We start from the raw sequence: 24,987 nt of genomic DNA on the forward strand, positions 1-24,987 counted from the left end.
CAGCGAGCTCTTCCGCTTCGTCGAGTTTCGGGGCGCGGATCACGAACTCGGTCATGGATCCATAGTTTCGTGATGACTCTCACCCCTGTCAATCGATCGGGTCGCCCTGCACGGGACCTTCCGTGTTCGGCTTCCAACCCAGCTCCGGTGCCACGTACTTCGCGAACGACTCCAGCACGTGGAGGTTGTACTCGGGGCCGAGCTGATTCGGTCGAGGTGTTCATTTCGCCTCAACGAGTCTCGTCGAGCTCGCTTCAGTTCCGCCTTGGTCTATCGCCGCCTGGAAGCGCGGAACTGATGGACAAGGTGAACAGCTACAAGAGACAGACCGAACACGACGAAGAGCAGTCCTAGAACAGGCCGAGACTGCCACATCCACTGGACCTCTCCAGCCTCAAAAGTGAACGCAACAGCGAGCAATCCGAACGCGATGCCGACCGGCAAGAAGATTGAACGGACTCGCTTGTTCTTCTCCATCGTGGCTCCCTCTATTGGTGCAGGCTGTCATGACACTACACCCGACGACTTTGATGAGGAAGTGCGAGGCTAATCGACGACTACTTGCGTCGGATAGCGATCAGTTGATCGCGTCCCCAACGACAGGACCAGCCGTGTTCGGCTTCCAGCCCAGCTCCGGCGCAACATACTTCGCGAACGACTCCAAGATATGTACACAATAAGCAACTCCCAATTGGTTCGGGATGGTCAGCATCAGAGTGTCCGCCGCCATGACGGCCTCGTCCGCGAGCAGCTGCCGCACGAGCACGTCCGGCTCGGCGGCGTAGGTCTTGCCGAACGTCGAGCGGAACCCGTCGATGATGCCGATCTGGTCTCCGTTCTCTTCGCTGCGCAGACCGAAGTAGGCGCGGTCCATGTCGGAGACCAGCGGGAAGACGCTCCGGCTGACCGAGACGCGCGGTGTGCCCGTGTGCCCCGCCTCCTTGTAGGCCGCACGGTAGAGATCGATCTGCTCGCGCTGCAGCTGGTGGAAGGGAACGCCGGTCGCCTCGGTGAGCAGGGTGGAACTCATCATGTTGAGTCCCTTGCGCCCGGTCTCCTCGGCGGTCGACCTCGAACCCGACCCCCACCAGACGTGGTCGCGCAGAGTGGGCGACTGGGGCTCGATCGCGAGGTAGCGGCCAGCGCCGACCATCCGCGGGTCTCCCGGTGCGATGCCCTCGCCGTCGATCGCGCGCAGGAAGAGGTCGAACTTCTCCCGCGCGATCACGCCGCCGCGCTCGGGATCCTCCTCGTCGTGGAAGCCGAAGGTCTCGTATCCGCGCAGCGCCGTCTCGGGTGACCCACGGCTCACGCCGAGAGCGATCCGGCCGTCTGCGATCAGGTCGAGGGCCGCCGCCTCCTCCGCGAACTGGAACGGGTTCTCATACCGCATGTCGATCACGCCCGTGCCGACCTCGATGCGCTTCGTGCGCGCTGCCATCGCCGACAGCAGTGGCATGGGCGAGGCCGCCTGGCGCGCCCAGTGGTGCACGCGCACATAGGCGCCGTTGACGCCGATCTCGTCGGCCCCCTCGGCGATCTCGATGGTCTGCTTCAGCATGTCTCCCGCGGTGCGGGTCGCCGAGCCATTGACATCGGCGTAGTGACCGAAAGACAGGAATCCGAAAGCCTTCATGGTGTATTCGAACGCATGGATGCCGTGGGCTATTCCGCGGGCGAGAGGAAGCCGTCCACGACGAGCTGACGGATGCGCGGCTCGAGGCTCGCCCACAGGTCGGTGAAGGGCACCTCGAAAAGGTCGGCCAGTGCGGCGGAGATCTGCATGACGGTCAGTTCGCCGTCGCAGGCGCCGACGAAAGCGGCCAACGCCGGGTCGACCATGATCGTGCGGGCGAAGCCGCCGCCCTGGCGCAGTTCGATGATGCTCGGGTCGTCATTGCCCGGCAGGAGGTGCCTGGCTTCGGTGACGTCGCCCGCCGTGACGAGCGTGCCGGGGATGCCGTGGGAGAGGGTGTCGTGAGCGAAGAGGCCGGCGCGCAGCGCTGCGCCGACGTTCGAGACGGGTTGCGTCAGCTGTTCGATACGGCGGAGCGGCGCCGTCCCACCCGTCGAGTCCGGGGGGCGCCGCACCAGGATGTAGCCGAACCCGACCCCGGTGACGCCGCGGGCCTCGAAGTCGTCGAGCCACGCGGTGAGCAGGGGCGTGAAGGCGGCGTCCCGCGGGGTGGTGCCGCCGTCGCGGATCCACAGCTCTGCGTAGCCGAGAGGTGACAGCTCTTCGCGTTGCACGACCCACAGGTCCAGATGCGCGGGGACCCAGGAGGAGAGCCGATCGAGACCGGCCCTTCCCTCGAGCGCCGCCTGCCCGCCGCGCGACTCCCAGTTCCCGAGCAGCTGCGCGGCACCCCCCGACGTGAGGAAATCGGGGGCCGTGCGCAGGAACTGCTCGACGAGGGCATCTCCGATCAGCCCGCCGTCACGGTATTCGTACTCGGGCACGCCGTCGACTCGGGGCGTGATCACGAAAGGGGGATTCGACACGATCAGGTCGAACGCCTCGCCCGCGACGGGCTCGAACATGCTGCCCAGGCGGAAGTCGATGTTCGAGACTCCGTTGAGCTGCGCGTTGAGCTCGGCATACGCGAGTGCGCGGGCGGAGATATCGGTCGCGACGACCGTGCCCGCGTGCCTCGCCACCAGCAGCGCCTGGATTCCGCATCCGGTGCCGAGGTCGAGAGCGCGGGCCACCTCGACCGGCATGATGATCTCTGCCAGGGTGCGCGACGCGCCGCCGACGCCGAGCACGTGGTCGGCGGGCAGAGCGCCGTCGAGCGCCACCTCGTCGAGGTCGCTGGCGATCCACCACTCACCGAAGCCTTCCGCGTCGACGAACGACTGCGGACGCAGCAGCGCCATCGGCACCACCGAATCGCCCTCGCTGCGGGCGAGCCCCAGAGCGACGAGGCCCGAGACGCCGAGCCGGGGCAGGGATGCGGCCACGAGAGCTTCCGACTGCGGCATGCCGATGACCAGCAGCCGACCGAGGGTCGCGAGCACGCCGTCATCGCCGGCGATCGCGCGCAGGATCGGCTCGCGCATGCCGCGCGCGAGGGCATCGTCGGCCTCCTCGCCCCAGAGACGGCGAAGGGGTTCGGATCGAAAGTCCGCCGCGTCGAGATCGGCGGCGAGCGCCGCGCTCAGGATCGGATCGGGAGCGGGTGCGGGGGTGTCGGACACGGGCGTCACTCTACGCGCCTTCAGCGTTCTCTCGCGGCCGCACGCCTAGAATCGCAAGGTCAGCACTCACGAGCAGCCTGGACACCCGGCGTTCGAGGAAGACTTCCATGACCGCGATCACTCCCGACAACGGCCTCCGCGCGCGCCTGCACCGCCTGGCACGCGGATCCGTCGTCCTCGCGATCGCTCTCGCCTCGTGCGGCATCTCTGCGACCGGCGCCTCCGCCGCCACCGACTCCGACGACGAGGGCGCCGTCGAACTGCATGTCGCCGCCGGTGTGCACGGCACCGTGGCGCCCGGGAGCGCGACGACCGCGTCGCTGACCGTGCAGAACGATTCGACGACGCGGCTCACATCGGGCCGGATCGTGCTCGAGGTGAGCCGCACACCGCTCGCGGACGACGCCGCGGTCGACTCGTGGCTCTCCGACGAGACGGCCGCGGGCTCGTTCGACGAGATCGGTGCCGACACGACGTCACCGGTCGATCCCGAGGGCAGCGTGACTTCGAGCCTGTTCGTCCCGCCCGAAGCCCTCGCCGATCTCGCGCCGGGCGTGTATCCGCTGCGAGCGAGTCTCTCCGGTGCGCAGAGCGACGGCGCGGATGCCGTCACGTCGACCTCCGTGCTCATCGTCACCGATGTCGCCGCGTCCCCGGTCGCGGTCCTGGTGCCGATCACCGCGACCCCCGCCGGCGGAGCGCTGCTCACCGCCGACGAGCTCACGACGCTGACGGGCGACGACGGCGATCTCGCCGCCGTGCTCGAAGGGGTCTCCGGCACGGCCGCGATCCTCGCGATCGACCCCTCGATCCCCGCAGCAATCAGGGCGCTCGGCTCGTCCGCGCCCGAGAGTGCCCGTGACTGGCTGCAGCAGCTGGAGGAGCTTCCGAACGAGCGCTTCGCCCTGCAGTTCGGTGATGCAGATGCGCAGGCGCAGGCGCAGGCGGGAATGCCGGGGCTCCTGCAGCCGACGACGCTGTCTCCGTTCGTGAATCCGAGCAACTTCACGGCCGCTCCCCCCGCTTCGGGCTCACCCGAGCCCACCTCGACCCCGAGTGAGACCCCCAGCCCGAGTCCCTCGCCGTCCGACGGACCCGTGCTGCCCACCGACGAGCAGCTGACCGCGATCGAGAAGGCCGTTCCCGGCATCCTGTGGCCGCGCAGCGACGTCTCGACCGAGAACCTCGCGACCTTCTCGACCTATGTCGACGGCGAGCCCACGACCGTGCTCTCGTCGACGTCGGTGGCCACCGATGTCGGGGCGCGCGCCACGGTCGAGGGGCACAACGTCCTCGTCGCGGATGCTGCGGCGTCTGAGGCTCTCTCCGATGCCGCATCCGAGGCCGATCAGGCCGCACGCCAGAGATCGCTCGCCGAGGCGAACGCCCACCTCTACCTGGCTGGCCACTCGAACGGCTTCGCTCCCCTGCTCGTCGCGCTCGACCGTGACGAGACCCGATCCGACGAGGGACTCGCCGAGAGCATCACCGCGGTCGATTCGGCCGGGTTCGGTCTCGGTGCACTCGAGGCGACGCCCGCCACGCCGACGACCCTCGCGAGCACAGCCGACGAGGCGCGTGCCGCCTCCCTGCGCGCGATGCTCGACAGCGAAGGTCCGCTCGCCCAGTTCGCGACGATCCTCGACGACCCGCAGCTGCTGCTGAGCCCCCAGCGCATCCGCATCCTGCGCGCGACCGGAGTGGGCCTCAGCGACAACGCCTTCACGAAAGCCGTCGCGGCCGTGCACGATGCGACCGAGGACACCCTCAACGCGATCGACATCCCTCCCGCGAGCACGATCCAGCTCCTCTCCGCGAACGCGGATCTGCCCTTCTCCGTGCGGAACGATCTGCCGTGGCCCGTTAACATCGTCCTGTCGGTCTATCCGAGCGATGCACGACTCGATGTCGAGCCGGTCACTCCCTGGGTCGTGCAGGCGGGCACCACGGCGCGTGTCAAAGTCCCCGTGTCGGCGCGTGTGGGCAGCGGAGAGGTGAGCCTGCGTCTCGAGCTCTCCAGCCCCACCGGCGTGCCGATCAGCCAGCCCGAGACAGTGCGCGTGGCGGTGCGGGCCGAGTGGGAGACGATCGGCCTCGCGGTGTTCGGCGGCCTCATCGTTCTGCTGATCGGTCTCGGGATCATCCGCACCGTGACACGCAAACGGCGCGAGGCCGCGGCGACGTCGGAGCCGGAGTCCGAGACCGCTCGCGAGTCAGACGGTCCGCATGATGCCGAAGCGGCCGCCACCACCCCTCGCGAGGAGTCGAATGAGTAGTCTCGGCCGGGCCAGCGCACTCATCGGCGCCGGAACGCTCATCTCCCGTGTCACGGGGCTGCTGAGGACGATCGTCCTCGTCGGGGTGATCGGTTCTGTCAACGCCGGGGCGGCCGACGCGTTCGCGATCGCGAACCAGCTGCCCAACAACGTCTTCTCGCTGATCTCGGTCGGCGTGCTGACCGCCGTCATCATCCCGCAGATCGTCAAGGCCGCTGCCGACGCCGACGGCGGCAACGCCTTCATCTCCAAGCTCTTCACCCTGGGCACCGTCGTGCTGGTGGTCATCACGGGCGTGGCCACCGTCGCCTCACCCTGGCTGGTGGGCCTGTACGCGGGGTCCAAGGGGTCTCCCGAGTTCCTGGCGCTCGCGACCGCGTTCGCATACTGGTGCATGCCGCAGATCCTCTTCTACGGCCTGTACGCCCTGCTGGGCGAGTCGCTGAACGCCCGACGCATCTTCGGTCCGTTCACTTGGGCGCCCGTCGTCAACAACATCGTCTCGATCATCGGGTTCCTGATCATCGGCGCCCTCTTCGGCGGTCCGCTCACGAGAGTCTCCGACTGGACCCCCGAGATGATCGCGGCGCTGGGCGGCACCGCGACGCTCGGCATCCTGATCCAGGCCGCGATCCTGCTCCTGTTCTGGCGCCGCACCGGGCTCGCCCTGCGGCCGGACTTCCGCTGGCGCGGTGTCGGCCTCGGCAACGTCGGCAAGCTCGCGGGGTGGACGTTCCTCATGGCGTTGGCCAGCCTCGTCGCCGGACTCGTGCAGACGCAGATCCTCACCGCGGCATCCGAGCTCGGTGCCTCGGTCGCCACGTTCCAGTACGCCTGGCTCATCTTCATGCTCCCGTACTCCGTGATCGTCCTGTCGATCGGCACCCCCTACTTCACCCAGATCAGTGAGCATGCGGCTGCAGGCCGCGACACCGAGGTGCGCGCAGACATCGCGCAGAGCATCCGCACCCTGCTCTTCTTCATCGCCGCCGCAGTGGCCGCGGTGGCCGCCGCCGCGATCCCCGCGTCCCGAGTGTTCACGAACTCCGCCTCCGACGCGGTCGAGGCCGCGCTCGTGCTGGTCTGCTTCCTCGTGTGCCTGGTGCCCCTGACGATCCTGTTCATCGTGCAGCGCACCTTCTACGCCTACGGCGACACCCGCACCCCGTTCTGGTTCACTCTCTTCCAGAGCGTGCTGGTCGTGATCAGCGCTCTCGTCGCCCAGTGGCTGCTGACCGCCGACGTCATCTCGATCACCTCGCTCGCCGCCACGATCGCCCTCGGCCAGTCGATCTCGAGCACGATCCAGACCGTCGTCGCCGTCTGGCTGCTGCACCGCAAGATCGGCGGGCTGCGCATCGGCACCTGGATGTCGGCCGTGCTCCGATTCACGATCGCCGCCGTCCCCGCCGGATTCGCCGGCTGGGGCGTGTTCCTGCTGCTCGGCGGTGCCGGCGGGTGGACGACCGCGGACAAGATCCAGGGAGCCGTCGGCACCTGCATCGTCGGTCTCGCGGTCGTGGTCGTCTACATCGCGATCCTCGCCGTGCTGCGAGCGCCCGAGCTCAAGGTCGCGGGCTCGATGCTGCGCAGATTCCTGCCCGGCCGGTGACGGCCCTGGCGCGGGAATTCCCCGCGGCTACCATTGGTTGAAGCACTCGAACGCCGAGGGATTCTCGGCGTCACCCCGATCACGGAGAGCACATGCGTCAGGTCATCATCATCGGCTCCGGCCCCGCCGGATTCACCGCTGCCATCTATGCGGCGCGCGCGAACCTCAAGCCCCTGCTCATCGCCAGCTCGGTGGAGGTCGGTGGCGAACTGATGAACACCACCGAGGTCGAGAACTACCCCGGCTTCCCCGAGGGCATCCAGGGTCCCGAGCTCATGGCGAAGTTCCAGGAGCAGGCCGAGAAGTTCGGCACCGAGGTCGTCTACGACGACGTCACCGAGCTCGATCTGGCCGGTCCTGTGAAGAGGGTCACTCTCGGCAGCGGCACCGTTCACGAGACCCGTTCCCTGATCTACGCCACGGGCTCGGCGTACCGCAAGCTCGGTATCGAGGGCGAAGAGCGCCTCTCGGGTTACGGCGTCTCGTGGTGCGCCACATGCGACGGCTTCTTCTTCCGCGAGAAGACGATCGCGGTCGTCGGTGGCGGCGACTCTGCGATGGAAGAGGCGACGTTCCTCACGCGCTTCGCCGACAAGGTCTACGTCATCCACCGCAAGGACACGCTGCGCGCATCGAAGATCATGCAGGAGCGCGCGTTCGCGAACGAGAAGATCGAGTTCGTGTGGAACAGCGAGGTCGCCGAGATCCTCGGTGGCGACGCCGTGACCGGTGTGCAGCTGCGCAACACGGTCGACGGCACGCTGAGCGACCTCGCGCTCGACGGTCTGTTCATCGCGATCGGCAACGACCCGCGCACGCATCTCGTGCACGACAAGCTCGACCTCACGGCCGAGGGCACCATCTGGGTCGACGGACGTTCGTCCGTCACGTCGGTGCCGGGTGTGTTCGCCGCAGGTGACGTGATCGACCCGACCTACCGTCAGGCGATCACCGCCGCCGGCTCGGGCACGGTCGCAGCCCTCGACGCCGAGCACTTCCTGGCAGACCTGGAAGACGCCTCGGTCGAGGTCCCGGCTGCCGAGGCCGCCGAGATCATCGTCGGCTGACACCCGGGAACACAATCCACCCGCCCGCTGTTGTAGCAGGCGAACCTCGAACAAGGAGAGACTCTGATGAGTGCAAAGGCTACGAGCCAGGCGACCTGGGAGCAGGACGTTCTGCAGGCCGAAGGTCCCGTCCTCGTGGACTTCTGGGCCGAGTGGTGCGGACCGTGTCGTATGGTCGCCCCCGTTCTGGACCAGATCCAGGCGGACAACCCCGACAAGATCACCATCCTCAAGCTGAACGTGGACGAGAACCCGCAGCTGGCGATGCAGTACCAGATCACCTCGATCCCCGCGATGAAGGTGTTCCAGGGCGGAGAGGTGAAGACGACCATCATCGGCGCCAAGCCGAAGCCGGCCCTCGAGCAGGACCTCGCTGCGTTCATCGGCTGATCTCGCAGTTCTCACGGCCGTCACCTCCTCGGAGGTGGCGGCCGTTCTGCGTCTACTTGTCGGACACAGCAACCCGCGGGAGACCCTGCGCGGCTCGCGCGCGGTCGACGATCTCCTGGATCACCTCGGTCTTCGCGGAGTTGTATGCCGAACTGCCGTCCGCGACAGCGGCCGCCGCGTCGGCTTTCGCTCGCGCGTAGCGGTCGGCATCCTCCGGATGCTCGATCAGCCAGTCCCCTCAGGATCCGCTGATTCACCGTCTCCCACTCGGCCGCGGTGAAGAAGTGGGCGATCGCGGTACGGACGTCGCCTGCAGCGAGGATCATCACCGGATGCGTGCGCACCGCGCTTCCCCGCGCCCACCCCGCAGCCTCGAGCGCAGGGCGGTGAACATCGAAGTCCGCGGCGTCTGTGATCCTGATCGCGAGGTCGATCACCGGTTTCGCGTGCATGCCCGGAATCGCCGTCGATCCGATGTGCTCGATCAGCCAGTCGTCATCGCCGATCGCACGGATCGTCGCGGCGAGACTCTCGTACTCCTGCGGCCAGGACGGATCGTAGGCGACGAGCATCCGATGTGTCGTCTTCAGGAGGCATCCGCGACGGTGGGATCCCACCGTCGGTGCCGCTGCTTCTCGTCGAGAAGACCCCAGACGGCCGGCGTCAGCTCGGGATACTCCAGAGCGATCTGCCGCAGCACCCGATAGTGACGAGCCGCAGTCGGGCGCACACCGTCATTCGCCGTGATGTTGTCGGCGCGCAGCAGGTACACGACGAGTTCGTCGACGCTCGGCAGCTCCTCCATGAACTCCCAGGGGTCTTCTCCTCCGAGGAGCCTCTCCTGGATCAGCACAGCGAGTTCGTCCGACGCTTCGGCTCGCAGCACTTCGAGGCTGGCGCGGCGTGGAACGGACTCGGTCATGATTCCAGCCTACGTCGCCGTGCGGGTGCCTCGGCGCTCCACCTTGAGTTCGTCGCTCATCTCCTCGAGCTCGCGTCCCTTGGTCTCGGGGACCTTGAAGTACACGAAGAAGAACGACAGCAGGGCGAAGAACGCATAGAAGCCGTAGGCGAATGTGAGGCCGATCTCGGCGAACACCGGGAAGGTGGTCGAGATGAAGAAGTTGGCCGCCCACTGCGCGGCCGCCGCGACGGCGAGAGCCCCCGCACGGATGGAGTTCGGGAAGATCTCCCCGAGAAGCACCCACACGAGGGGACCCCACGTCGCTCCGAAGAAGACCACGAAGCCGTTGGCGCAGACGAGAGCGACGGTGGCCCAGGGGTCGGGCAGCGTGGCCGTGCCCTCGGCGTTCAACTCGCCGAACGCGAAGGCGAATGCCATCAGCCCCAGTGTGACGGTCATGCCCACCGAACCGACCAGCAGCATGATGCGACGACCCACCCTGTCGACGAGCAGGATCGCGATGATCGTCACGACGATGTTCGTCACGGACGTGATGACCGAGGTGAGCAGCGCGCTGGACTCGTCGAAGCCCACCGACTGCCAGAGCGTGGTGGAGTAGTAGAAGATGACGTTGATGCCCACGAACTGCTGGAACACAGACAGCAGGATGCCCACCCAGACGATGGGCTTCAGACCCAGGCGACTCCCCCGCAGATCGCTCAGCGACTCCTTGCGCTCAGTGTCGATCGTGCTGGTGATCTCCTTGATCTTGGCGTCGACGTCCACCGTTCCGGTCACGGTCTCGAGCACTTCCGACGCCCGCGAGATGTCGCCCTTGCGCACGAGGTAGCGCGGAGACTCCGGAAGACGCAGAGACATGATCCCGTAGACGAGCGCAGGCACAGCCTCGACGATGAACATCCACCGCCATGCGGTGAGGCCCCACAGAGGCTGATCGGCGGCTCCGGCGAGCCCCGCCAGCCACGCATCCGACAGCAGCGCGGCGAAGATACCGGTGACGATGGCGAGTTGCTGCAGAGAGCCGAGTCGTCCTCGCACCTTGGCAGGAGAGACCTCCGCGATGTAGGCGGGGGCGATGACGGATGCGGCGCCGACGCCGAGTCCGCCGATGACGCGCCAGATGATCAGGTCGACCACGCTGAACGCGAGTCCCGATCCGATCGCGGAGATGAAGAACATCGCCGCCGCGAAGACCATGACCGGGATGCGCCCGCGTTTGTTGGCGATCGGCCCCGCGAACCACGCCCCGACAGCGCATCCGATCAGCGCGGACGAGACGGCGAAGCCCTTGAGTCCGACGCCGAGGTCGAATCCTGAGACATCACCGGCCAGGGCGTCGACGGCACCGTTGATCACGGCGGTGTCGAAACCGAAGAGGAATCCTCCGAGTGCGGCGGCTATGCTGACCGCGATCACTTTCCGCTGGAATGCCGCTGCGGGCTGTGGCGTGGACATGACTCCCCCTCATCGTGGTGACCCACGTGAGTCTAGGCGAATACCGGAGTATTACGGGGTGGTCACGCCGGTCCGAAGCCGGATTCGCCCAACTCCTCGAGGATGCGGTTCAGGTCCTGAATCGATGCGAAATCGATGATCACCTGTCCCTTGCGCGCTCCCAGGGAGACCTTGACCCTGGTGTTGAGGCGATCCCCCAGCTTTCCGGCGACCTCATCGAGGTACGCCCGACGCGACCCCGGGGTGGGCTTCGCGGAACGAGCGGACGAAGACGGCACGCTCTTGGCGGCCACCTCGGTGGCCCGCACGGAGAGATCTTCGTTGACGACCTTGTCCGCCAGGCGCTGCATCGCCTCGGGAGTCTCGAGACTCAGGATCGCGCGTGCGTGACCCGCTGTCAGCACGCCGGCTGCGACGCGCTGCTGCACGGGGACAGGCAGCTTGAGCAGACGGATGGTGTTGCTGATCTGGGGCCGAGAGCGGCCGATCCTGGTCGCCAGCTCTTCCTGGGTGATCCCGAAGTCCTCGAGCAGCTGCTGGTACGCAGAGGCCTCTTCGAGCGGGTTCAGCTCCGAACGGTGCAGGTTCTCGAGCAGGGCATCGCGAAGCAGATCCTCATCCGCGGTCTCGCGCACGACCGCCGGAATCGCGTCGAGGCCGGCCTCCCGCGCGGCCCGCGTGCGGCGCTCCCCCATGATGAGCTCATAGTCGCCATCGGAGTTCTTACGTACGACGACGGGCTGCAGCACGCCGAACTCACGCACACTGTGAACCAGTTCCGCGAGATCGTCGGCGTCGAAGTGCGTACGAGGCTGACGGGGGTTCGGAACGATCTTCTGCGGATCGATCTGGATGAGGTGGATGCCGGGAACGGTCTCGAGGTCCGGAGCGTCCTCCGCCACCGTCGCCGTCTCATCGCTCGACGGCCGAAGGCTCGCGCCGGGGAAGAACACGTCGACCGGGCGTTCTGCCTGATCAGCCGTGGGAATGAGGGCCCCGATCCCCCGGCCCAGTCCAGTGCGCTTCGCCATCATTTCTCCTTGCTCTGCGTCGCGGTACGCGACGCGATCTCGACGGCTGCTTCGCGGTACGCGACGGCGCCGGCCGACTGCCCATCGTAGGCGATCACGGTCTGCCCGAAGCTCGGCGCCTCCGACACCCGCACCGAACGCGGGATGACGGTCTCGAGCACCTGATCGGGAAAGTGCGTGCGCACCTCGTCGGCCACCTGCTGTGCAAGACGGGTTCGACCGTCGAACATCGTCAGCAGGATCGTCGAGAGGTGAAGGTCAGGATTCAGATGCTTCTGGATCATCTGGATGCTGCCGAGGAGCTGGCTCAACCCCTCGAGGGCGTAGTACTCGCACTGGATCGGGATGAACACCTCGTCCGCCGCCGTGAAAGCGTTGATGGTCAAGAGACCCAGCGACGGCGGGCAGTCGATGATGACGAAGTCGATCGGATGGTCCGCGAGGTAGACCTGCAGTGCGCGACGCAGACGGTGCTCACGAGCGACCTGTGCAACGAGTTCGATCTCGGCACCGGCCAGGTGGATGGTGCTCGGTGCACAGAGGAGGTTCTCGTCTTCGGGGCTCGTCTGCACGATGTCCGCGAGCGGGACCTCTTCGATGAGCACGTCATACACACTGGGAGTCTCGGAGTTGTGCGGAACGCCCAGGGCGGTCGATGCGTTTCCCTGCGGATCGAGATCGATGACGAGCACCTTGGCCCCGAGCCCTGACAGGGCCGCTGCGATGTTGACGGCGCTCGTCGTCTTGCCGACGCCGCCCTTCTGGTTCGAAACCGTCAGGACCCGGGTCTCCCCCGTGAAGTCCACGGTCACCGAATCCAGCGCTCGTCGGCGTGCCGAGAGGTCTGCGATTTCTCGCGCGAGTGGCGTATCCATTCCGAAGGAATCCTTCGGCGTTACCTTGTCGGACTGTTTCACGTGAAACATCCACTCCTTTCGGGGCCGTGTTCCACTCTAATCGCTACGGACGACGTTGCTTTCTCGAGGTTCGCCGTCTGGCTGCGGATGTGGTGCATTCCAGGCCTCGCGCGTCTAGTGCAGGAGAACTCGGGGTGGTGCGCTAGTGATGTGGCTTTCGGTTCCTGGCGATGGTTGGGCTGAGGAGCGCACGATGGGATGCATTGTGGTGCAGACCAGCCCTGTCGGAAGCCTCCTTCCGGGGCGGGTGCCTGTGCTCGTGAAGAAGGCTGCGCAGGAGTGAGGCATCACTCCGCCTACGCCTTCCGGGGTAGGCGGAGTGAACGCATCGACGGACGGCAGTTCCGACACAGTCCTCATTGCTCCCCCGCGGGCCTGCGGCGCCTGAATCTTGTCGCGTAAGACTGCTTCACGACGATGCTCACGCCTTCCGGCGTGTGGTCGCATCAGCAGTGAGGGGGCTCGATCACATCCCCGGGGCCTCGGTGCGTGAGTCTGTTTCACGTGAAACGTTTGGGGGCGGAGGGTTCCGCGACCGCGCCCATGCCTTAGGCGAGCGCGGTGTGAATGCATCAGCGGTTCCCGACTCGATCTTGTCTTCGGGGCGAGGTGCTTCGTGTGAACGTCCGTGGGCGCAGTGTTCCACCACTGCGCCCACGCCCTCGGGAAGGTCCAGCGTGGACACATCAGCAACTCCACAGCCCGGTCACATCCTCGGGTCTCCGGAGCGACGGCCGTTTCACGTGAATCGTGAGCGGAGCAGTGTGCCATTCCTGCGGCCACGCACTTCGGGGGGGCGCAGGTGCGGACCTATCGGCATTTCACTCGTCCCCTCACGGCTGCGGATTGTCGGCGAGAGTAACTGTTGCACGTGAGATGTCCTTGCGGGCAACGTTCCATCACACCTCCGCTCTCGGGAGGGCGCCGTGTGGACACGTCCGCAGTTTCGCGGCCCGATCTCGTCCTCGGATCTTCGTAGCGAGGCGCTATTGCACGTGAAGCGTTTGGGCGAGCCGTGCTCTACGACCACAGCACCCGCTCCTCGGGAGCGCGCGGTGTGGATACGTCCGCAGTTCCGCGGCCCGATCTCGTCTTCGGATCTTCGTAGCGAGGCGCTATTGCACATGAAGCGTTCGGGCGAGCCGTGCTCTACGACCACAGCACCCCGTCATCGGGAGAGCGCGGTGTGGATACATCCGCAGTTCCACAACCCGATCACAATCTCGGGTCTCCGGGGCGAGACGCTACTGCACATAAACGTTCGGGCAAGCAGTGCTCTACGACCACAGCACCCCGTCATCGGGAGGGCCCGGTGTGGATACATCCGCTGTTCCACAACCCGATCACGGCTGCGGATCTTCGCAGCGAGGGGCTGCTGGACGGGAATCGTTCGGGGGAGCAATCTTCCATCACTACTCCCCCGCGGCGCGACGAGCGCCGTGCTGATTCATCGTCGCTTCAATGGCCCGATCCTCTTTGGGTTCTCGGCGCGGCGAGTTCGTTCCCACAGAACCTCGAGCGAGGCGGTCTTTCATAAGGCCGATACGAGCTCGCGGAAGCGCGGTACGACTGCACCAGCAGGTCGATGCGGCTCACTCATCGGACTATCGGGCTTGTGTGAAGCGCCAGTTTCACGTGAAACGTTTGGGCGAAGGGCGCTGCATCAGAGGTTTCGCGCCTTGAGTCGAGGGCATGTGCGATCTGGGATGGGCAGGCGGGTCAACAACTTCGGGGATCCTAGATATTCAGCCTAGATATTCAGATGGAGCGTTCCCGCGTGTGGAGGTGTGCGCGTGGATCCTTGACGGCAGCGACCTGCGCCGTCGCAAAGCGCTGCGCGGGGCATCAGGAATCTGCGACTGGCTCGGGTCCTCGTCGGTTTGGAGCATGCGAATGTTTCACGTGAAACGGTGGCAGCAATGTGATCCGGGCAGAGATCGCGCCTTCCAGAGGTTGGGTCGATTGCGCTCTCGATGCGACCCTGAACACTCTTTACCCAGCGCAGAAGACTCGACGGGAGGCATGGTCGCCCCCTCTCGGCTGCCGCGACATCGCGAGCGACAGTCTCTGCAAAACCGGCAACGCGCTCTGCGTCGACGCTGCAGTCCCCTTGCGGATGGCCATCCCCCGCTGTCCGGATGTCGTTCCGCTTCAGAAAGTAGGAAGTTGCCTAGCGCCCTGACAACGAGCGCTGCCATCGCCGAAGAAGCAGCTCGCGCGGCGCCGCCTCGTTGTGGGTATGAATGAAGCTCGTCAGGGGAATCGCAAGGATGACCCCGTCATTGCGCCGACGCTTCGCGCCGCACGGGGTGGCTCACTGCCTGCTGCACCGCCTATCGCCCGCCACATCCGCACCGACCGACGTGTTGCCCATGTCTATCCCCCGCCGCAGCTGGGCGCTATCGAGTCGTCGATCTCCGCCACGACGAAACGCAGTCAGCCCAGCTCGCCGACGCGGTGCACACACGCCGAAAGTGTCGTCCGCACTTTCGGACCTGTTTTGTCGATGTTCTCGGGTACCCCAGTGACCCAGATTCGCCAACCTCGAGAGAATCAATCTGGACGAGATCACTGGACAAACTCCTCATTTCGCGCCATTTTCGGCTCGGTAACGCGAATCCCCCGCTGCATCGGCGAGATCCTTCTCGCCATCTTCTGTTTCACGTGAAACGTGAGTCGAAATTGCCTGCTCCGTAGTTCGGGAAGCTGTCGATGGTTGGACACTGCAAAGCATTGCCGGCGGCGGCCCGCGGGCAGAGGTCGCGGCCACCCAGTTCTCTTGCGGGGTGCTGGGATGCGAATCCGCCCCCTGCGTCGGAAACTTCAATACCGCGACGTATCTCCCCGCCAACCATTGACACCGGTAACCGCACGAGTGCCCGGCCGCGCCCTCGCGACGCACGGCATGCACGTGATTCGGGCCCTTGATCCCTACAGATGCGACGACAGAGCAAAGACTCGGCGCACACTCTCACGCACGGCGAGTGCCCCGAGATGAGAGCGGCGAACAACGTCACCGCCGTCACCATCAGTTCCACGCGCACCCTCGATAGCGATGACCGGGCGATGGAAGACCCGCACCACGTCCGAACCTGCCGCCGCCGGTGATGCAGCCTTGGATGTTTCACGTGAAACGCATCGCTATTCGACATCCCCGTCGCTCTGTCGTGATCGCACACATCCGGGCATCCCCTCCAGCGATATGCAGGCGTTAGGTGAGTTCGTCGACGAGCACCGTTTCACGTGAAACATCGATCCAGATCTCTCCCGCAGAGCCGACTACCGTGACTCTTGGAGCGCATGCGACAAACGATTGCTTCAGAGTGAGACACACGTTTCACGTGAACAATGGTCACGGCCTCTTCGACAGACGACGCCATCCCAATGAGAACTGCCGATCGCCCCGAGCAAATAAACCGACGGACTCAACTGACGGAGCGCTCGCGAACTACATTGCGTAGGGTGCAGTGAAGCACGCAGGCACACAACGTCTCGATCGCGAATCCTCCCGAAACCAACCGTCGCGACATCTCAGTCACGACATCTGTACGTGTTCACCGACCGCCTTCGCCGCTGATAATCCCTACGTTCCCGAGCTCCACGCCTCCACCCACGGGACGCCGGCTAACAGTAGCCATCGTGCGGAGCCCAGCAGGAGTACTGACCCATACTCAGAGCACCGCCAACTGCGGCGCACCACAGCACCCCGGGCGCAACATACGAGCAACCGCGGTGACATCAACGTTTCACGTGAAACATCGACGCCCCCTCCCGCGAGCACTACGGTGCTACTCCCCCGAGAGTGGACGTACTAGCGAACTCGTGCTCGCAGAACTCGCGTGGTCTCGGGGAGAACTCCTTCACCGAGCACCTCAACGCGTACGTCTGACAAGCGGAACTTCTTGATCTGCTTCTGCGCCGCGTCGATCTCGTTGCCGACGTTCATACCCTTGAGCAGCACCAGCTCTCCGCCATCCCGCACAAGCGGTGCAGTGAGAGGGATGAGCGTGCGGAGCGCACTAACTGCGCGCGCCGTCACGGCATCGAAGCCCTGCGGCTGCGGGACTTCTTCAGCACGTGCACGCACCACCTCGACGTTCGTGAGTCCCAGAGCAGACACCTGCTCGTCGAGCCAGACAACTCGTCGCTCCATCGGCTCGATCAGGGTGAACTCGACATCGGGACGGGCGATCGCCAGAACGATACCCGGCAGCCCCGCACCCGAGCCGATGTCCGCGACGCGGCCCGAGAACAGCGGCGCAGCGATCGCGCTGTTGAGGATGTGTCGTGTCCAGAGTCGCGGGAGCTCGAGCGGACCGATGAGTCCCCTCTGTTCGCCCTGGTCGACGAGCGCTGCCGTGAACTCACGCGCGAGTTCGATCCGCTCACCGAACAGTCGTTCGGCGACGGTGGGCTCCGTTTCGACAGTGCCCGTCATGATGCCGCCGAGAGACGAACCGTCGCGCGACGCATCAACGGCGACGGAGGACCGTGTGGCGATCCGCACCCTCGCCGTACGATTCAGAGACAAGTCCCTGATCAGCGGCGATATCGTGCACAAGCTTGCGCTCGTAGCTCGACATCGCCGGCAGCGATGCCTGGGATGCTCCCTCGTCGAGCTTGGCAGCCGCGGCGTTCACGAGCGTCTCGAGCTGCCGACGGCGTGCGTCGCGCGAACCGCCGACGTCGAGGATCAGTCGCGAGAAGGATCCTGTCTTGTTCTGCACGGCAAGGCGGGTCAGCTCCTGCAGAGCCTGCACGGTCTCGGGTGCGGACAGGAGCGCGAGAGCATCTCCCTCCGCCTCGACCGACACGTATGCGCGACCCTGACGTACATCGAGGTTCAGATCGCCGTCGATGTCAGCGATGTCGAGAAGCTCTTCGAGGTAGTCCGCCGCGACATCGCCCTCGTTCTCGAGCTGAGCCACCGTGGGCTCTTCGGTCTCGGTCACGTTTCCGCTCATGCTGCGCCGCCCTTCTTCTTCGCACGCTTCTTGCCCACCGGCTGCTGACGCTTCGGAGCCTGGGCCTTCGCCTTCTCTGCCTCCTCGAGCAACCGCTGCTGCTCGGCCTCGTACGCAGCCATCGGAACGACCTTGCCCGACGAGTCGATCGCCTTGCCCTTGCGCGCCAGACGCTCCTCGCGAGCCTTCGCAGCCTCGGAGCCCGGGGTCGGCATCTCGCGGATCACGAGGAACTGCTGCCCCATCGTCCAGAGGTTCGAGATGAACCAGTAGACGACCACGCCGAGCGGGAAGAAGATGCCCGAGAAGATGAAGCCCAGCGGGAGGATGTAGAGCATGATCTTCTGCATCTGGTACGCCTGGCCGGTCTTGGCCTCGGGCGACAGATTCTTCGAGATGATCTGCAGCTGAGTGAAGAACTGCGACGCGATCATGAGCACCACGAGGACCACGAGGATGACGATCGCCACCGTGTTGCCCGCGTCGACGGCGTTGCCGAGGGTCTCGTGGAGCGATGCCACCCCGAACAGCTGGGCGTCGTAGAACTGCTCGGTGAGCTGGGCGTTGAGCAGCCCCACGCCACCGATTCCCGCAGCGTGATGCTTCGTCACATCGTTGAGCACGCTGAAGAGCGCGAAGAAGATCGGCATCTGCACAAGAAGCGGAAGACAGCTCGACATTGGCGTCGTGCCGTGCTTTTTGTACAGCGCCATGGTCTCGCGGCTCATCGCCTCACGAGACAGCTGATCCTTCTTGCCCCGATACTTCTCCTGAACTTTTCGCAGCTCAGGAGCGATTTCCATCATCTTTCGCTGGCTCTTGATCTGCTTCACGAAGAGCGGGATCAGCGCCGCGCGCACGACGATCACGAGGCCGACGATCGACAGCACCCAGGTGAGCCCCGAGGCCGCAGGCAGGCCGACGGCCGTGAACAGCCAGTGCCACGCCACGAGCACGAGTTCGACGAGCCACTTCAGCGGCCAGAGGATCGTCCCCAGCAGGTCGAAGCCACCGGAGGCAGGCTCCGGTGACGGGGTGGTGCTGGCGAACAGAAGGTCAAGACCCACCGATCAATCCTTTCGGGCAGGGACGACGAAACCGTGAGCGGTCAGGTCATAGCGGAAGTGTTCGTGCGGACGGACGTCATCGACGCCGCCGTGGCTCCAGGGATTGCAACGAAGGATGCGCCATGCCGAGAGCAGCGCTCCCCGCACGGCGCCGTGCTGTTGCACCGCACCTACAGCGTAAGCCGAACACGAGGGGTAATAGGCACAGACATCTCCGTACATCGGAGAGATCACCTTGCGGTATCCGGCGAGGAACCCGAGCACGAGGTTGCGGGGTATCAGCGGGACGCTGCGGACGAGATCCCGAGCGTGGAACTCCGCGCTGCCCAGCGACGACGCCGGCAGCGCGGTCACGCCGGCACCCGGGTCAGACGACCGATACAGCGGTGGACGTCTGCGGCTAGCTCGGAATACGACGCGGTCGCAGACGCAGGAAGGGCACGGATGACGACATCCGTGCCCTCGGGCACTCGCGTGATCGCCTCCGCGCAGACGGCCTTCAGGCGTCGACGGACGGAGTTGCGCACCACGGCGGTGCCAACCTGCTTGCTGATGATGAACCCGAATCTCGCGGGTCTGCTCTCGCCCGTCGCCAACATCGAGGTGATGACGCGCGCCCCGCCACAACGTGATCCACGTCGAACGACCAGTCGATAGTCGCTCCCGCGGGTCAGGCGAAACGGGCGGGCGAGCACAGCGGACTACGCGGAGAGCTCGGTGCGGCCCTTCGCGCGGCGAGCCGACAGGATCGCGCGACCGGCACGGGTGCGCATGCGAAGACGGAAACCGTGCTTCTTGGCGCGACGACGGTTGTTGGGCTGGAAGGTGCGCTTGCTCATGGAATCACTCCGGGAATGCTGCCACCGGGATCATTTTGACCGGAGACATAGGGATCTGCCGTTCAGGCATAAGTCAACCGATTAAGGGTACGTCTTGACGGCGCCCAGAGCAAATCTGCGCGCTTCGGCACCGGACCCGCTGAACGATCCGCACAGCCATTATCCACAAGCACCGGGCTGCACGCATGCGCAACACGCGCGCGTATTCACAGGGCAGGTTGCTGATCACAGCCACGGTGACTACCGTGGCATCCGAAGTTATCCACAGGGAGACGCCCGTCGCCGAACCCTCCCCCATCCCGAGTTCCGGAGCGTCATGTCATCACCTGCCCAGCCCGATGTTCCCATCTGGACCACGGTGCAAGAGCTGCTCGAGGCGGATGACCGGGTCACCCCGCAGCTCCAGGGCTTCCTCAGTCTGGCGGTCCCCGCGGGCGTCATGGCGGCGACCCTCTATCTCGAGGTGCCGAACGACCTGACCGCCGCTCAGATCAACAAGCGTCTGCGACTGCCGATCATGGAGGCTCTCTCCCACATCGGCGAGGAGGTCACCTCCTATCGGGTGGTCGTGAATCACGAGCTCGCCGAACAGCCGACCGCTCCCATCGCCGTCGCCGACTTCGGGCGTCAGGAGAACGTGCGCATCGAGTCGCCGATGGAGCAGCCGACGCCGCTGCGACACGAGTCCAGGCTCAACCCGAAGTACACGTTCGACAACTTCGTGATCGGCCAGTCCAATCGCTTCGCGCACGCGGCGGCGGTCGCCGTCGCGGAAGCGCCCGCGAAGGCATACAACCCGCTCTTCATCTACGGCGACTCGGGCCTCGGCAAGACGCACCTGCTCCATGCCATCGGCGACTACGCACAGTCGCTGTATGCGGGGGTGAAGGTGCGCTACGTCTCGAGCGAGGAGTTCACCAACGACTTCATCAATTCGATCGCGAACAACCGCGGCGCCGCGTTCCAGGCTCGTTACCGGGAAGTCGACATCCTCCTGATCGACGACATCCAGTTCCTGCAGGGGCGTGCGGAGACGCAGGAGGCCTTCTTCCACACCTTCAACACCCTGCACGATCACAACAAGCAGGTCGTGATCACCAGCGACGTCGCCCCCAAGCACCTGACGGGGTTCGAGGACCGGATGCGCAGCCGCTTCGAGTGGGGCCTGATCACCGATGTGCAGGCACCCGACCTGGAGACCCGCATCGCGATCCTCCGCAAGAAGGCGCAGAGCGAAGCCCTCCACATCCCGGACGAGGTGCTGGAGTACATCGCCACGGTCGTCTCATCGAACATCCGCGAGCTCGAGGGTGCACTGATCCGCGTCTCCGCCTTCGCGAGCCTGAACCGATCGGCACTCGACATCTCCCTCGCGCAGACCGTGCTGCGCGACATCATCGACACGGCCGAGGACAACATCATCTCGCCGACCGACATCATCACGGCGACCGCACAGTACTTCAAGCTCACCGTCGACGATCTCTACGGCTCGAGCCGGTCCCAGCAGATCGCCACAGCGCGGCAGATCGCGATGTACCTCTGCCGAGAGCGCACGAGCCTCTCTCTGCCCAAGATCGGTCAGCTCTTCGGCAACCGCGATCACACGACCGTCATGTACGCGTACAAGAAGATCAGCGAGCTCATGAAGGAACGGCGATCGATCTACAACCAGGTGACCGAGATCACCACACAGCTCGGTCGCCGCTGACCAGAGCCGTCACCCGAAAAAGGGGGACGCAGCGTCCGTTCGGATGCTGCGTCCCCCTTCTCGTGCGTGCGACGCGCCGTTGCGGACACGGATCGATGCCACTTTGCACATGTGGATAACTTGTGGATGGATGGGGATGACCTCGGGACGAACATGGGAGAAACGGACGGACCTGTGGATAACTCCCGCATGCTCCGAACCGCATCGGATGCTCGTAACCCGCGTAATCCTCAGGGATTCCACAAGTGACAACCGTGTAGTTCCCTACTCGCGTCTGCTTTCCACCGGGTTATCCACAGTATCCACAGGTGTTAACACCGTTAAGGAGTTAATTCAATCCAGGGGTCATCCGATCACCAGACGGTGTGGAAACCCGACCGCCTCGCAGGAATCACATACTCGTAGGGATCGGTGCGACTCTGGGGCTAGCATGGGAAGCCCTGCACTGGCAGGAACGATGACGACGCGTCTCAGTACGACGACAAGGGAGCACCCGTGAGGTTTCAGGTCAACCGCGATGTCTTCAGCGAGGCTGTGTCCTTCGTGGTCAAGCTGCTCCCCCAGCGCAATCCCCAGCCGATCCTCGCCGGTGTGCTGATCGAGGCGGATGCCGCAGGTCTCACCCTCTCGGCGTTCGACTACGAGGCATCGGCACGCACGACCATCGAGGCGACGGTCGAGACCGCCGGCACGATCCTGGTGCACGGTCGACTGCTGTCGGACATCGCCAGCCGACTGCCCAACGCTCCCATCGAGATCGCCGTCGAGGACGACGGAAGCATCTCGGTCACCTGCGGCTCTGCCCGTTTCACCCTGGCGGCCATGCCCGTCGAGGAATATCCCTCGATCCCCGAGGTCTCCGGCTCCTCGGGCGTCGTTCCCGCCGATGACTTCGGAACCGCGATCGCGCAGGTGGGTTTCGCCGCGTCACGCGACGACGTCACTCCCGTCCTCACCGGCGTGCAGCTCGAGGTCTCGGGACAGACCCTGAGCCTCGTCGCCACCGACCGCTACCGTGTGTCGCTGCGCGATGTGCCGTGGGACGGCGAGGCCGTCGAAGCCACTGCGCTCGTCCCGGCACGCACCCTGCTCGAGGTCGGAAAGACCTTCGGGCACGCCGGCACGATCCAGATCGCGTTCTCCGGAGCCGGTGACCGCGAGATCATCGCCTTCACGGCGGGCAACAAGACGGTCACCTCGCTGCTGATCAAGGGCAACTTCCCTCCCGTCCGCCGTCTGTTCCCCGAGCAGACGGACCACTACGCGGTCGTGAACACGGCAGACCTCGTCGAGGCCGTGCGACGCGTGTCGCTCGTGCTCGATCGTGCTGCGCCGCTGCGCTTCACCTTCGCGAGCGACGGCGTGACGATGGACGCCTCGGGCAGCGAGCACGCTCGCGCCTCGGAATCCGTCGACGCGATCCTCTCGGGCGGCGACGAGGTGACGCTGGGACTCAACCCGCAGTATCTGATCGAGGCGCTCGGCGCGGTGCGGAGCGAGTTCGTGCGCGTCACGTTCACCTCGAGCGACAACGCGAACAAGCTCAGCCCGGTGCTCATCACGAGCCAGACCTCGGTCGACCAGGCCGGTCTCGACTCGTTCAAGTACCTGCTGCAGCCGAACCTCCTCCTCCGCTGATCAGCCGTCGAAGCGGCCAGGCCGCAGCATCCGGTGTCTGAGGCCGAAGGTAGGCTGACACGGTGATCGTGGAGCACCTGAGTCTGGTCGATTTTCGCAATTATGCGACCGCCGACCTCTCTCTGCACCGCGGACCCAACGTGCTGGTGGGCCGTAACGGTCAGGGGAAGACGAACCTCGCCGAGGCCGTCGTGTTCCTCGCGACGCTCGGTTCCCACCGTGTGTCGTCCGACGCCCCGATGGTCCGTGACGGTCAGGACTACGCGATCATCCGCGCTCGCCTCTCGCACGGGCAGAGGCGAGTGCTCGTCGAGGTGCAGCTCAACAAACAGGGCGCGAACAAAGCGCGCATCAACGGATCTCCGTCCAAGACGAACGAACTCCCGCGCTATGCGCACGTCGTGCTGTTCGCGCCGGAAGACCTGCAGATCGTGCGCGGCGATCCGTCCGCCCGCAGACGCTTCGTCGACCAGCTGCTGATCCAGCGCACTCCCCGCATGGCGTCGGTGCTCGCCGACTACGACCGGGTGCTCAAGCAGCGGAACGCCCTGCTCAAGTCGGCTCGAGCTCGAGGTGTCAAGGGCGAGGGTCTCAGCACGCTCGACGTGTGGGACGAGAAACTCGTGTCGCTCGGTGCCGAGATCATCGGCGCGCGTCAACGGCTCGCGGTCGATCTTCAAGAACCTGTCGCCGCGGCGTACGCGGCCATCGCCGGCGAAGACCATCGTCCGCGTCTCGAGTGGGCACTGTCGGTGCGCGGAGCGGATCCCGAAGAGGGCGAGTCTCCCGAGAGCGACAGCGACGGCGCTCTGAGCACGGCGACTTTGGCCGAGATGTTCCACGCGGCGCTCTCGGCCAAACGGTCGAACGAACTCGAGCGCGGGCTGACTCTCACCGGACCCCATCGCGACGACCTCGTGCTCCGTGTGCGCGATCTCCCGGTGAAGGGCTATGCATCACACGGTGAATCGTGGTCGGTGGCGCTCGCTCTGCGACTCGCATCGGCCGAACTTCTGCGCAGCGAATCGCCCGCCGGCGATCCGGTGCTGATACTCGACGACGTGTTCGCGGAGCTCGACGCCGACCGTCGTCAGCGCTTGGCCACGCTGACCGCCGACTACGAGCAGGTGGTGGTCACTGCCGCAGTCGAGGAGGATATCCCTGAGATCCTGCATGCGCACGTCGTGAGGATCACGGCGGGCACGATCAGCGATGAGAGGGCGGTCGACAGCACGCCCGTGGTGGACACTCCCGGATCCGGCGATGCGGATCCCGCGCGACCGATGATGGAGGAGGCGGAGAACGATGTCTGACATCGCAGCGGTTCCGGATGCCGAGACTCCGGAGACGGTGGCGACGTACCTGCGTCTGCGGGGGCTGAAGCCGAGCTCGAAGAACTGGAAGCGCAAACGACGGTTCGTCGACGACGACGACAACGCCCCCTTCACTCCCGGACGTGACCCGGGCACCCTCGGAGCCGTGCTCGACAGGCTGACGCGGGATGCGGGGTGGGAGACGACTCTCGCTCGTGAAGATCTCGTGCGTCAGTGGGCTGATCTCGCGGGAGCCGACACGGCGAAGCACTCCGAGCCGGTGTCTCTCGAGCGCGGAGTGCTGACCGTCAAATGCGACTCGACCGCCTGGGCGAAGAACCTCCAGTTCATGAGGGGGACGATCCTGACGGAGATCGGCCGACGGTATCCGTCGGCGGGCGTCGAGAATCTCCGCTTCATCGGACCGGACGTTCCCTCCTGGAAATGGGGTCCGAGAGTCGTTCCAGGGCGCGGTCCACGCGATACCTACGGGTAGGACACCACGCAAGGGGTCCGACACGCTCAGAGGGCCACACATGGCCGCTGAGCGGAATCTCGACACGAAAGACCGCTAGACTGGGAGTTCG

21 protein-coding genes and 2 pseudogenes are annotated in these 24,987 nt (G+C 65.5%); 8 read left to right on the forward strand and 15 right to left on the reverse strand.

The window, feature by feature from the left end:
- Positions 1-88: 88 nt before the first annotated feature.
- The 3 genes and pseudogenes from RWO82_RS04600 to RWO82_RS04610 form a co-directional block, all read right to left on the reverse strand.
- Positions 89-211 (reverse strand): annotated as a pseudogene (locus RWO82_RS04600) (alkane 1-monooxygenase); the annotation flags it as partial.
- Between the two features lie 366 nt (positions 212-577).
- Entirely contained in the window at positions 578-1,636 is a 1,059-nt protein-coding gene (locus tag RWO82_RS04605) for an LLM class flavin-dependent oxidoreductase (RefSeq protein WP_314423963.1), read from the reverse strand.
- Positions 1,637-1,665: 29 nt separating this feature from the next.
- Positions 1,666-3,207: a class I SAM-dependent methyltransferase gene (locus tag RWO82_RS04610; protein WP_399540712.1), complete on the reverse strand. Its 1,542-nt coding sequence runs from the start codon at positions 3,205-3,207 to the stop codon at positions 1,666-1,668.
- 98 nt (positions 3,208-3,305) lie between these two features.
- On the opposite strand from RWO82_RS04610, the gene RWO82_RS04615 reads away from it, so the two are divergent.
- The 4 genes from RWO82_RS04615 (at position 3,306) to trxA (ending at position 8,543) form a co-directional block, all read left to right on the forward strand.
- On the forward strand, positions 3,306-5,474 hold the full coding sequence (locus RWO82_RS04615; protein WP_314423968.1) for a DUF6049 family protein: 2,169 nt from the start codon (positions 3,306-3,308) through the stop codon (positions 5,472-5,474).
- On the forward strand, positions 5,467-7,086 hold the full coding sequence (gene murJ / locus RWO82_RS04620) for a murein biosynthesis integral membrane protein MurJ (RefSeq protein WP_314423971.1): 1,620 nt from the start codon (positions 5,467-5,469) through the stop codon (positions 7,084-7,086). The genes RWO82_RS04615 and murJ overlap by 8 nt, the downstream gene beginning before the upstream one ends.
- 92 nt (positions 7,087-7,178) lie before the next feature.
- On the forward strand, positions 7,179-8,153 hold the full coding sequence (gene trxB, locus RWO82_RS04625) for a thioredoxin-disulfide reductase (protein ID WP_314423974.1): 975 nt from the start codon (positions 7,179-7,181) through the stop codon (positions 8,151-8,153).
- 66 nt (positions 8,154-8,219) lie between these two features.
- A complete protein-coding gene (gene trxA / locus RWO82_RS04630; RefSeq protein WP_194764369.1) occupies positions 8,220-8,543 on the forward strand; it encodes a thioredoxin in 324 nt (107 codons plus the stop codon).
- 52 nt (positions 8,544-8,595) lie between these two features.
- Here the strand turns inward: trxA and RWO82_RS15540 are convergent, their stop codons facing one another.
- From RWO82_RS15540 to rpmH, 12 genes and pseudogenes are all read right to left on the reverse strand, one after another.
- Positions 8,596-8,772 (reverse strand): GrpB family protein, encoded by a 177-nt coding sequence (locus tag RWO82_RS15540; RefSeq protein WP_399540714.1) that lies wholly within the window; start codon positions 8,770-8,772, stop codon positions 8,596-8,598.
- 19 nt (positions 8,773-8,791) lie between these two features.
- Positions 8,792-9,115, reverse strand: a pseudogene (locus RWO82_RS15545) (GrpB family protein); the annotation flags it as partial.
- Positions 9,116-9,129: 14 nt separating this feature from the next.
- Positions 9,130-9,465 carry a tryptophan synthase subunit alpha gene (locus tag RWO82_RS04635; protein ID WP_314423982.1) on the reverse strand — a complete coding sequence of 112 codons (336 nt, stop codon included), beginning with the start codon at positions 9,463-9,465 and terminating at the stop codon, positions 9,130-9,132.
- Between the two features lie 9 nt (positions 9,466-9,474).
- Entirely contained in the window at positions 9,475-10,923 is a 1,449-nt protein-coding gene (locus tag RWO82_RS04640) for a sugar porter family MFS transporter (protein ID WP_314423984.1), read from the reverse strand.
- A gap of 62 nt (positions 10,924-10,985) precedes the next feature.
- Positions 10,986-11,954 (reverse strand): ParB/RepB/Spo0J family partition protein, encoded by a 969-nt coding sequence (locus RWO82_RS04645; protein ID WP_314423987.1) that lies wholly within the window; start codon positions 11,952-11,954, stop codon positions 10,986-10,988.
- A complete protein-coding gene (locus tag RWO82_RS04650) occupies positions 11,954-12,829 on the reverse strand; it encodes a ParA family protein (RefSeq protein ID WP_314423990.1) in 876 nt (291 codons plus the stop codon). The genes RWO82_RS04645 and RWO82_RS04650 overlap by 1 nt, the downstream gene beginning before the upstream one ends.
- A gap of 3,853 nt (positions 12,830-16,682) precedes the next feature.
- The gene (rsmG, locus tag RWO82_RS04655) at positions 16,683-17,309 is read right to left on the reverse strand and encodes a 16S rRNA (guanine(527)-N(7))-methyltransferase RsmG (RefSeq protein ID WP_314423993.1); all 627 of its coding nucleotides are present in this window, start codon (positions 17,307-17,309) and stop codon (positions 16,683-16,685) included.
- A gap of 34 nt (positions 17,310-17,343) precedes the next feature.
- Positions 17,344-17,835: a R3H domain-containing nucleic acid-binding protein gene (locus RWO82_RS04660; RefSeq protein ID WP_314423996.1), complete on the reverse strand. Its 492-nt coding sequence runs from the start codon at positions 17,833-17,835 to the stop codon at positions 17,344-17,346.
- Positions 17,832-18,902, reverse strand: a complete 1,071-nt coding sequence (yidC, locus tag RWO82_RS04665; protein WP_314423999.1) for a membrane protein insertase YidC — start codon at positions 18,900-18,902, stop codon at positions 17,832-17,834. The genes RWO82_RS04660 and yidC overlap by 4 nt, the downstream gene beginning before the upstream one ends.
- 3 nt (positions 18,903-18,905) lie before the next feature.
- Positions 18,906-19,256 (reverse strand): membrane protein insertion efficiency factor YidD, encoded by a 351-nt coding sequence (yidD, locus tag RWO82_RS04670; protein ID WP_314424003.1) that lies wholly within the window; start codon positions 19,254-19,256, stop codon positions 18,906-18,908.
- Complete coding sequence (rnpA, locus tag RWO82_RS04675) at positions 19,253-19,597, reverse strand: ribonuclease P protein component (RefSeq protein WP_314424005.1); 345 nt, start codon at positions 19,595-19,597, stop codon at positions 19,253-19,255. Before rnpA ends, yidD begins: the two co-directional genes overlap by 4 nt.
- Before the next feature lie 6 nt (positions 19,598-19,603).
- Positions 19,604-19,741 (reverse strand): 50S ribosomal protein L34, encoded by a 138-nt coding sequence (rpmH, locus tag RWO82_RS04680; protein ID WP_022889115.1) that lies wholly within the window; start codon positions 19,739-19,741, stop codon positions 19,604-19,606.
- A gap of 316 nt (positions 19,742-20,057) precedes the next feature.
- Between rpmH and dnaA the strand changes: the two genes are divergently transcribed.
- The 4 genes from dnaA to RWO82_RS04700 all read left to right on the forward strand — a co-directional run bounded on the left by dnaA (position 20,058) and on the right by RWO82_RS04700 (position 24,896).
- A complete protein-coding gene (gene dnaA, locus RWO82_RS04685; RefSeq protein WP_201470548.1) occupies positions 20,058-21,449 on the forward strand; it encodes a chromosomal replication initiator protein DnaA in 1,392 nt (463 codons plus the stop codon).
- A gap of 495 nt (positions 21,450-21,944) precedes the next feature.
- Positions 21,945-23,087: a DNA polymerase III subunit beta gene (gene dnaN, locus RWO82_RS04690; RefSeq protein WP_314424012.1), complete on the forward strand. Its 1,143-nt coding sequence runs from the start codon at positions 21,945-21,947 to the stop codon at positions 23,085-23,087.
- 62 nt (positions 23,088-23,149) lie between these two features.
- Positions 23,150-24,400, forward strand: a complete 1,251-nt coding sequence (gene recF, locus RWO82_RS04695; RefSeq protein WP_314424014.1) for a DNA replication/repair protein RecF — start codon at positions 23,150-23,152, stop codon at positions 24,398-24,400.
- Positions 24,393-24,896 carry a DciA family protein gene (locus RWO82_RS04700; protein ID WP_314424017.1) on the forward strand — a complete coding sequence of 168 codons (504 nt, stop codon included), beginning with the start codon at positions 24,393-24,395 and terminating at the stop codon, positions 24,894-24,896. Before recF ends, RWO82_RS04700 begins: the two co-directional genes overlap by 8 nt.
- The last annotated feature ends 91 nt before the right edge of the window (positions 24,897-24,987 follow it).

This window comes from uncultured Microbacterium sp. (assembly GCF_963521645.1).
Taxonomy (GTDB): domain Bacteria; phylum Actinomycetota; class Actinomycetes; order Actinomycetales; family Microbacteriaceae; genus Microbacterium.

What these genes read in the sequence shown, in the direction of transcription:
- RWO82_RS04605 (WP_314423963.1), bottom strand. Translation starts at nt 1,636, where the DNA reads ATGAAGGCTTTCGGATTCCTGTCTTTCGGTCACTACGCCGATGTCAAT.
- RWO82_RS04615 (WP_314423968.1), top strand. Translation starts at nt 3,306, where the DNA reads ATGACCGCGATCACTCCCGACAACGGCCTCCGCGCGCGCCTGCACCGC.
- murJ (WP_314423971.1), top strand. Translation starts at nt 5,467, where the DNA reads ATGAGTAGTCTCGGCCGGGCCAGCGCACTCATCGGCGCCGGAACGCTC.
- trxB (WP_314423974.1), top strand. Translation starts at nt 7,179, where the DNA reads ATGCGTCAGGTCATCATCATCGGCTCCGGCCCCGCCGGATTCACCGCT.
- trxA (WP_194764369.1), top strand. Translation starts at nt 8,220, where the DNA reads ATGAGTGCAAAGGCTACGAGCCAGGCGACCTGGGAGCAGGACGTTCTG.
- RWO82_RS04635 (WP_314423982.1), bottom strand. Translation starts at nt 9,465, where the DNA reads ATGACCGAGTCCGTTCCACGCCGCGCCAGCCTCGAAGTGCTGCGAGCC.
- RWO82_RS04640 (WP_314423984.1), bottom strand. Translation starts at nt 10,923, where the DNA reads ATGTCCACGCCACAGCCCGCAGCGGCATTCCAGCGGAAAGTGATCGCG.
- RWO82_RS04645 (WP_314423987.1), bottom strand. Translation starts at nt 11,954, where the DNA reads ATGGCGAAGCGCACTGGACTGGGCCGGGGGATCGGGGCCCTCATTCCC.
- RWO82_RS04650 (WP_314423990.1), bottom strand. Translation starts at nt 12,829, where the DNA reads ATGGATACGCCACTCGCGCGAGAAATCGCAGACCTCTCGGCACGCCGA.
- rsmG (WP_314423993.1), bottom strand. Translation starts at nt 17,309, where the DNA reads ATGACGGGCACTGTCGAAACGGAGCCCACCGTCGCCGAACGACTGTTC.
- RWO82_RS04660 (WP_314423996.1), bottom strand. Translation starts at nt 17,835, where the DNA reads ATGAGCGGAAACGTGACCGAGACCGAAGAGCCCACGGTGGCTCAGCTC.
- rpmH (WP_022889115.1), bottom strand. Translation starts at nt 19,741, where the DNA reads ATGAGCAAGCGCACCTTCCAGCCCAACAACCGTCGTCGCGCCAAGAAG.
- dnaA (WP_201470548.1), top strand. Translation starts at nt 20,058, where the DNA reads ATGTCATCACCTGCCCAGCCCGATGTTCCCATCTGGACCACGGTGCAA.
- RWO82_RS04700 (WP_314424017.1), top strand. Translation starts at nt 24,393, where the DNA reads ATGTCTGACATCGCAGCGGTTCCGGATGCCGAGACTCCGGAGACGGTG.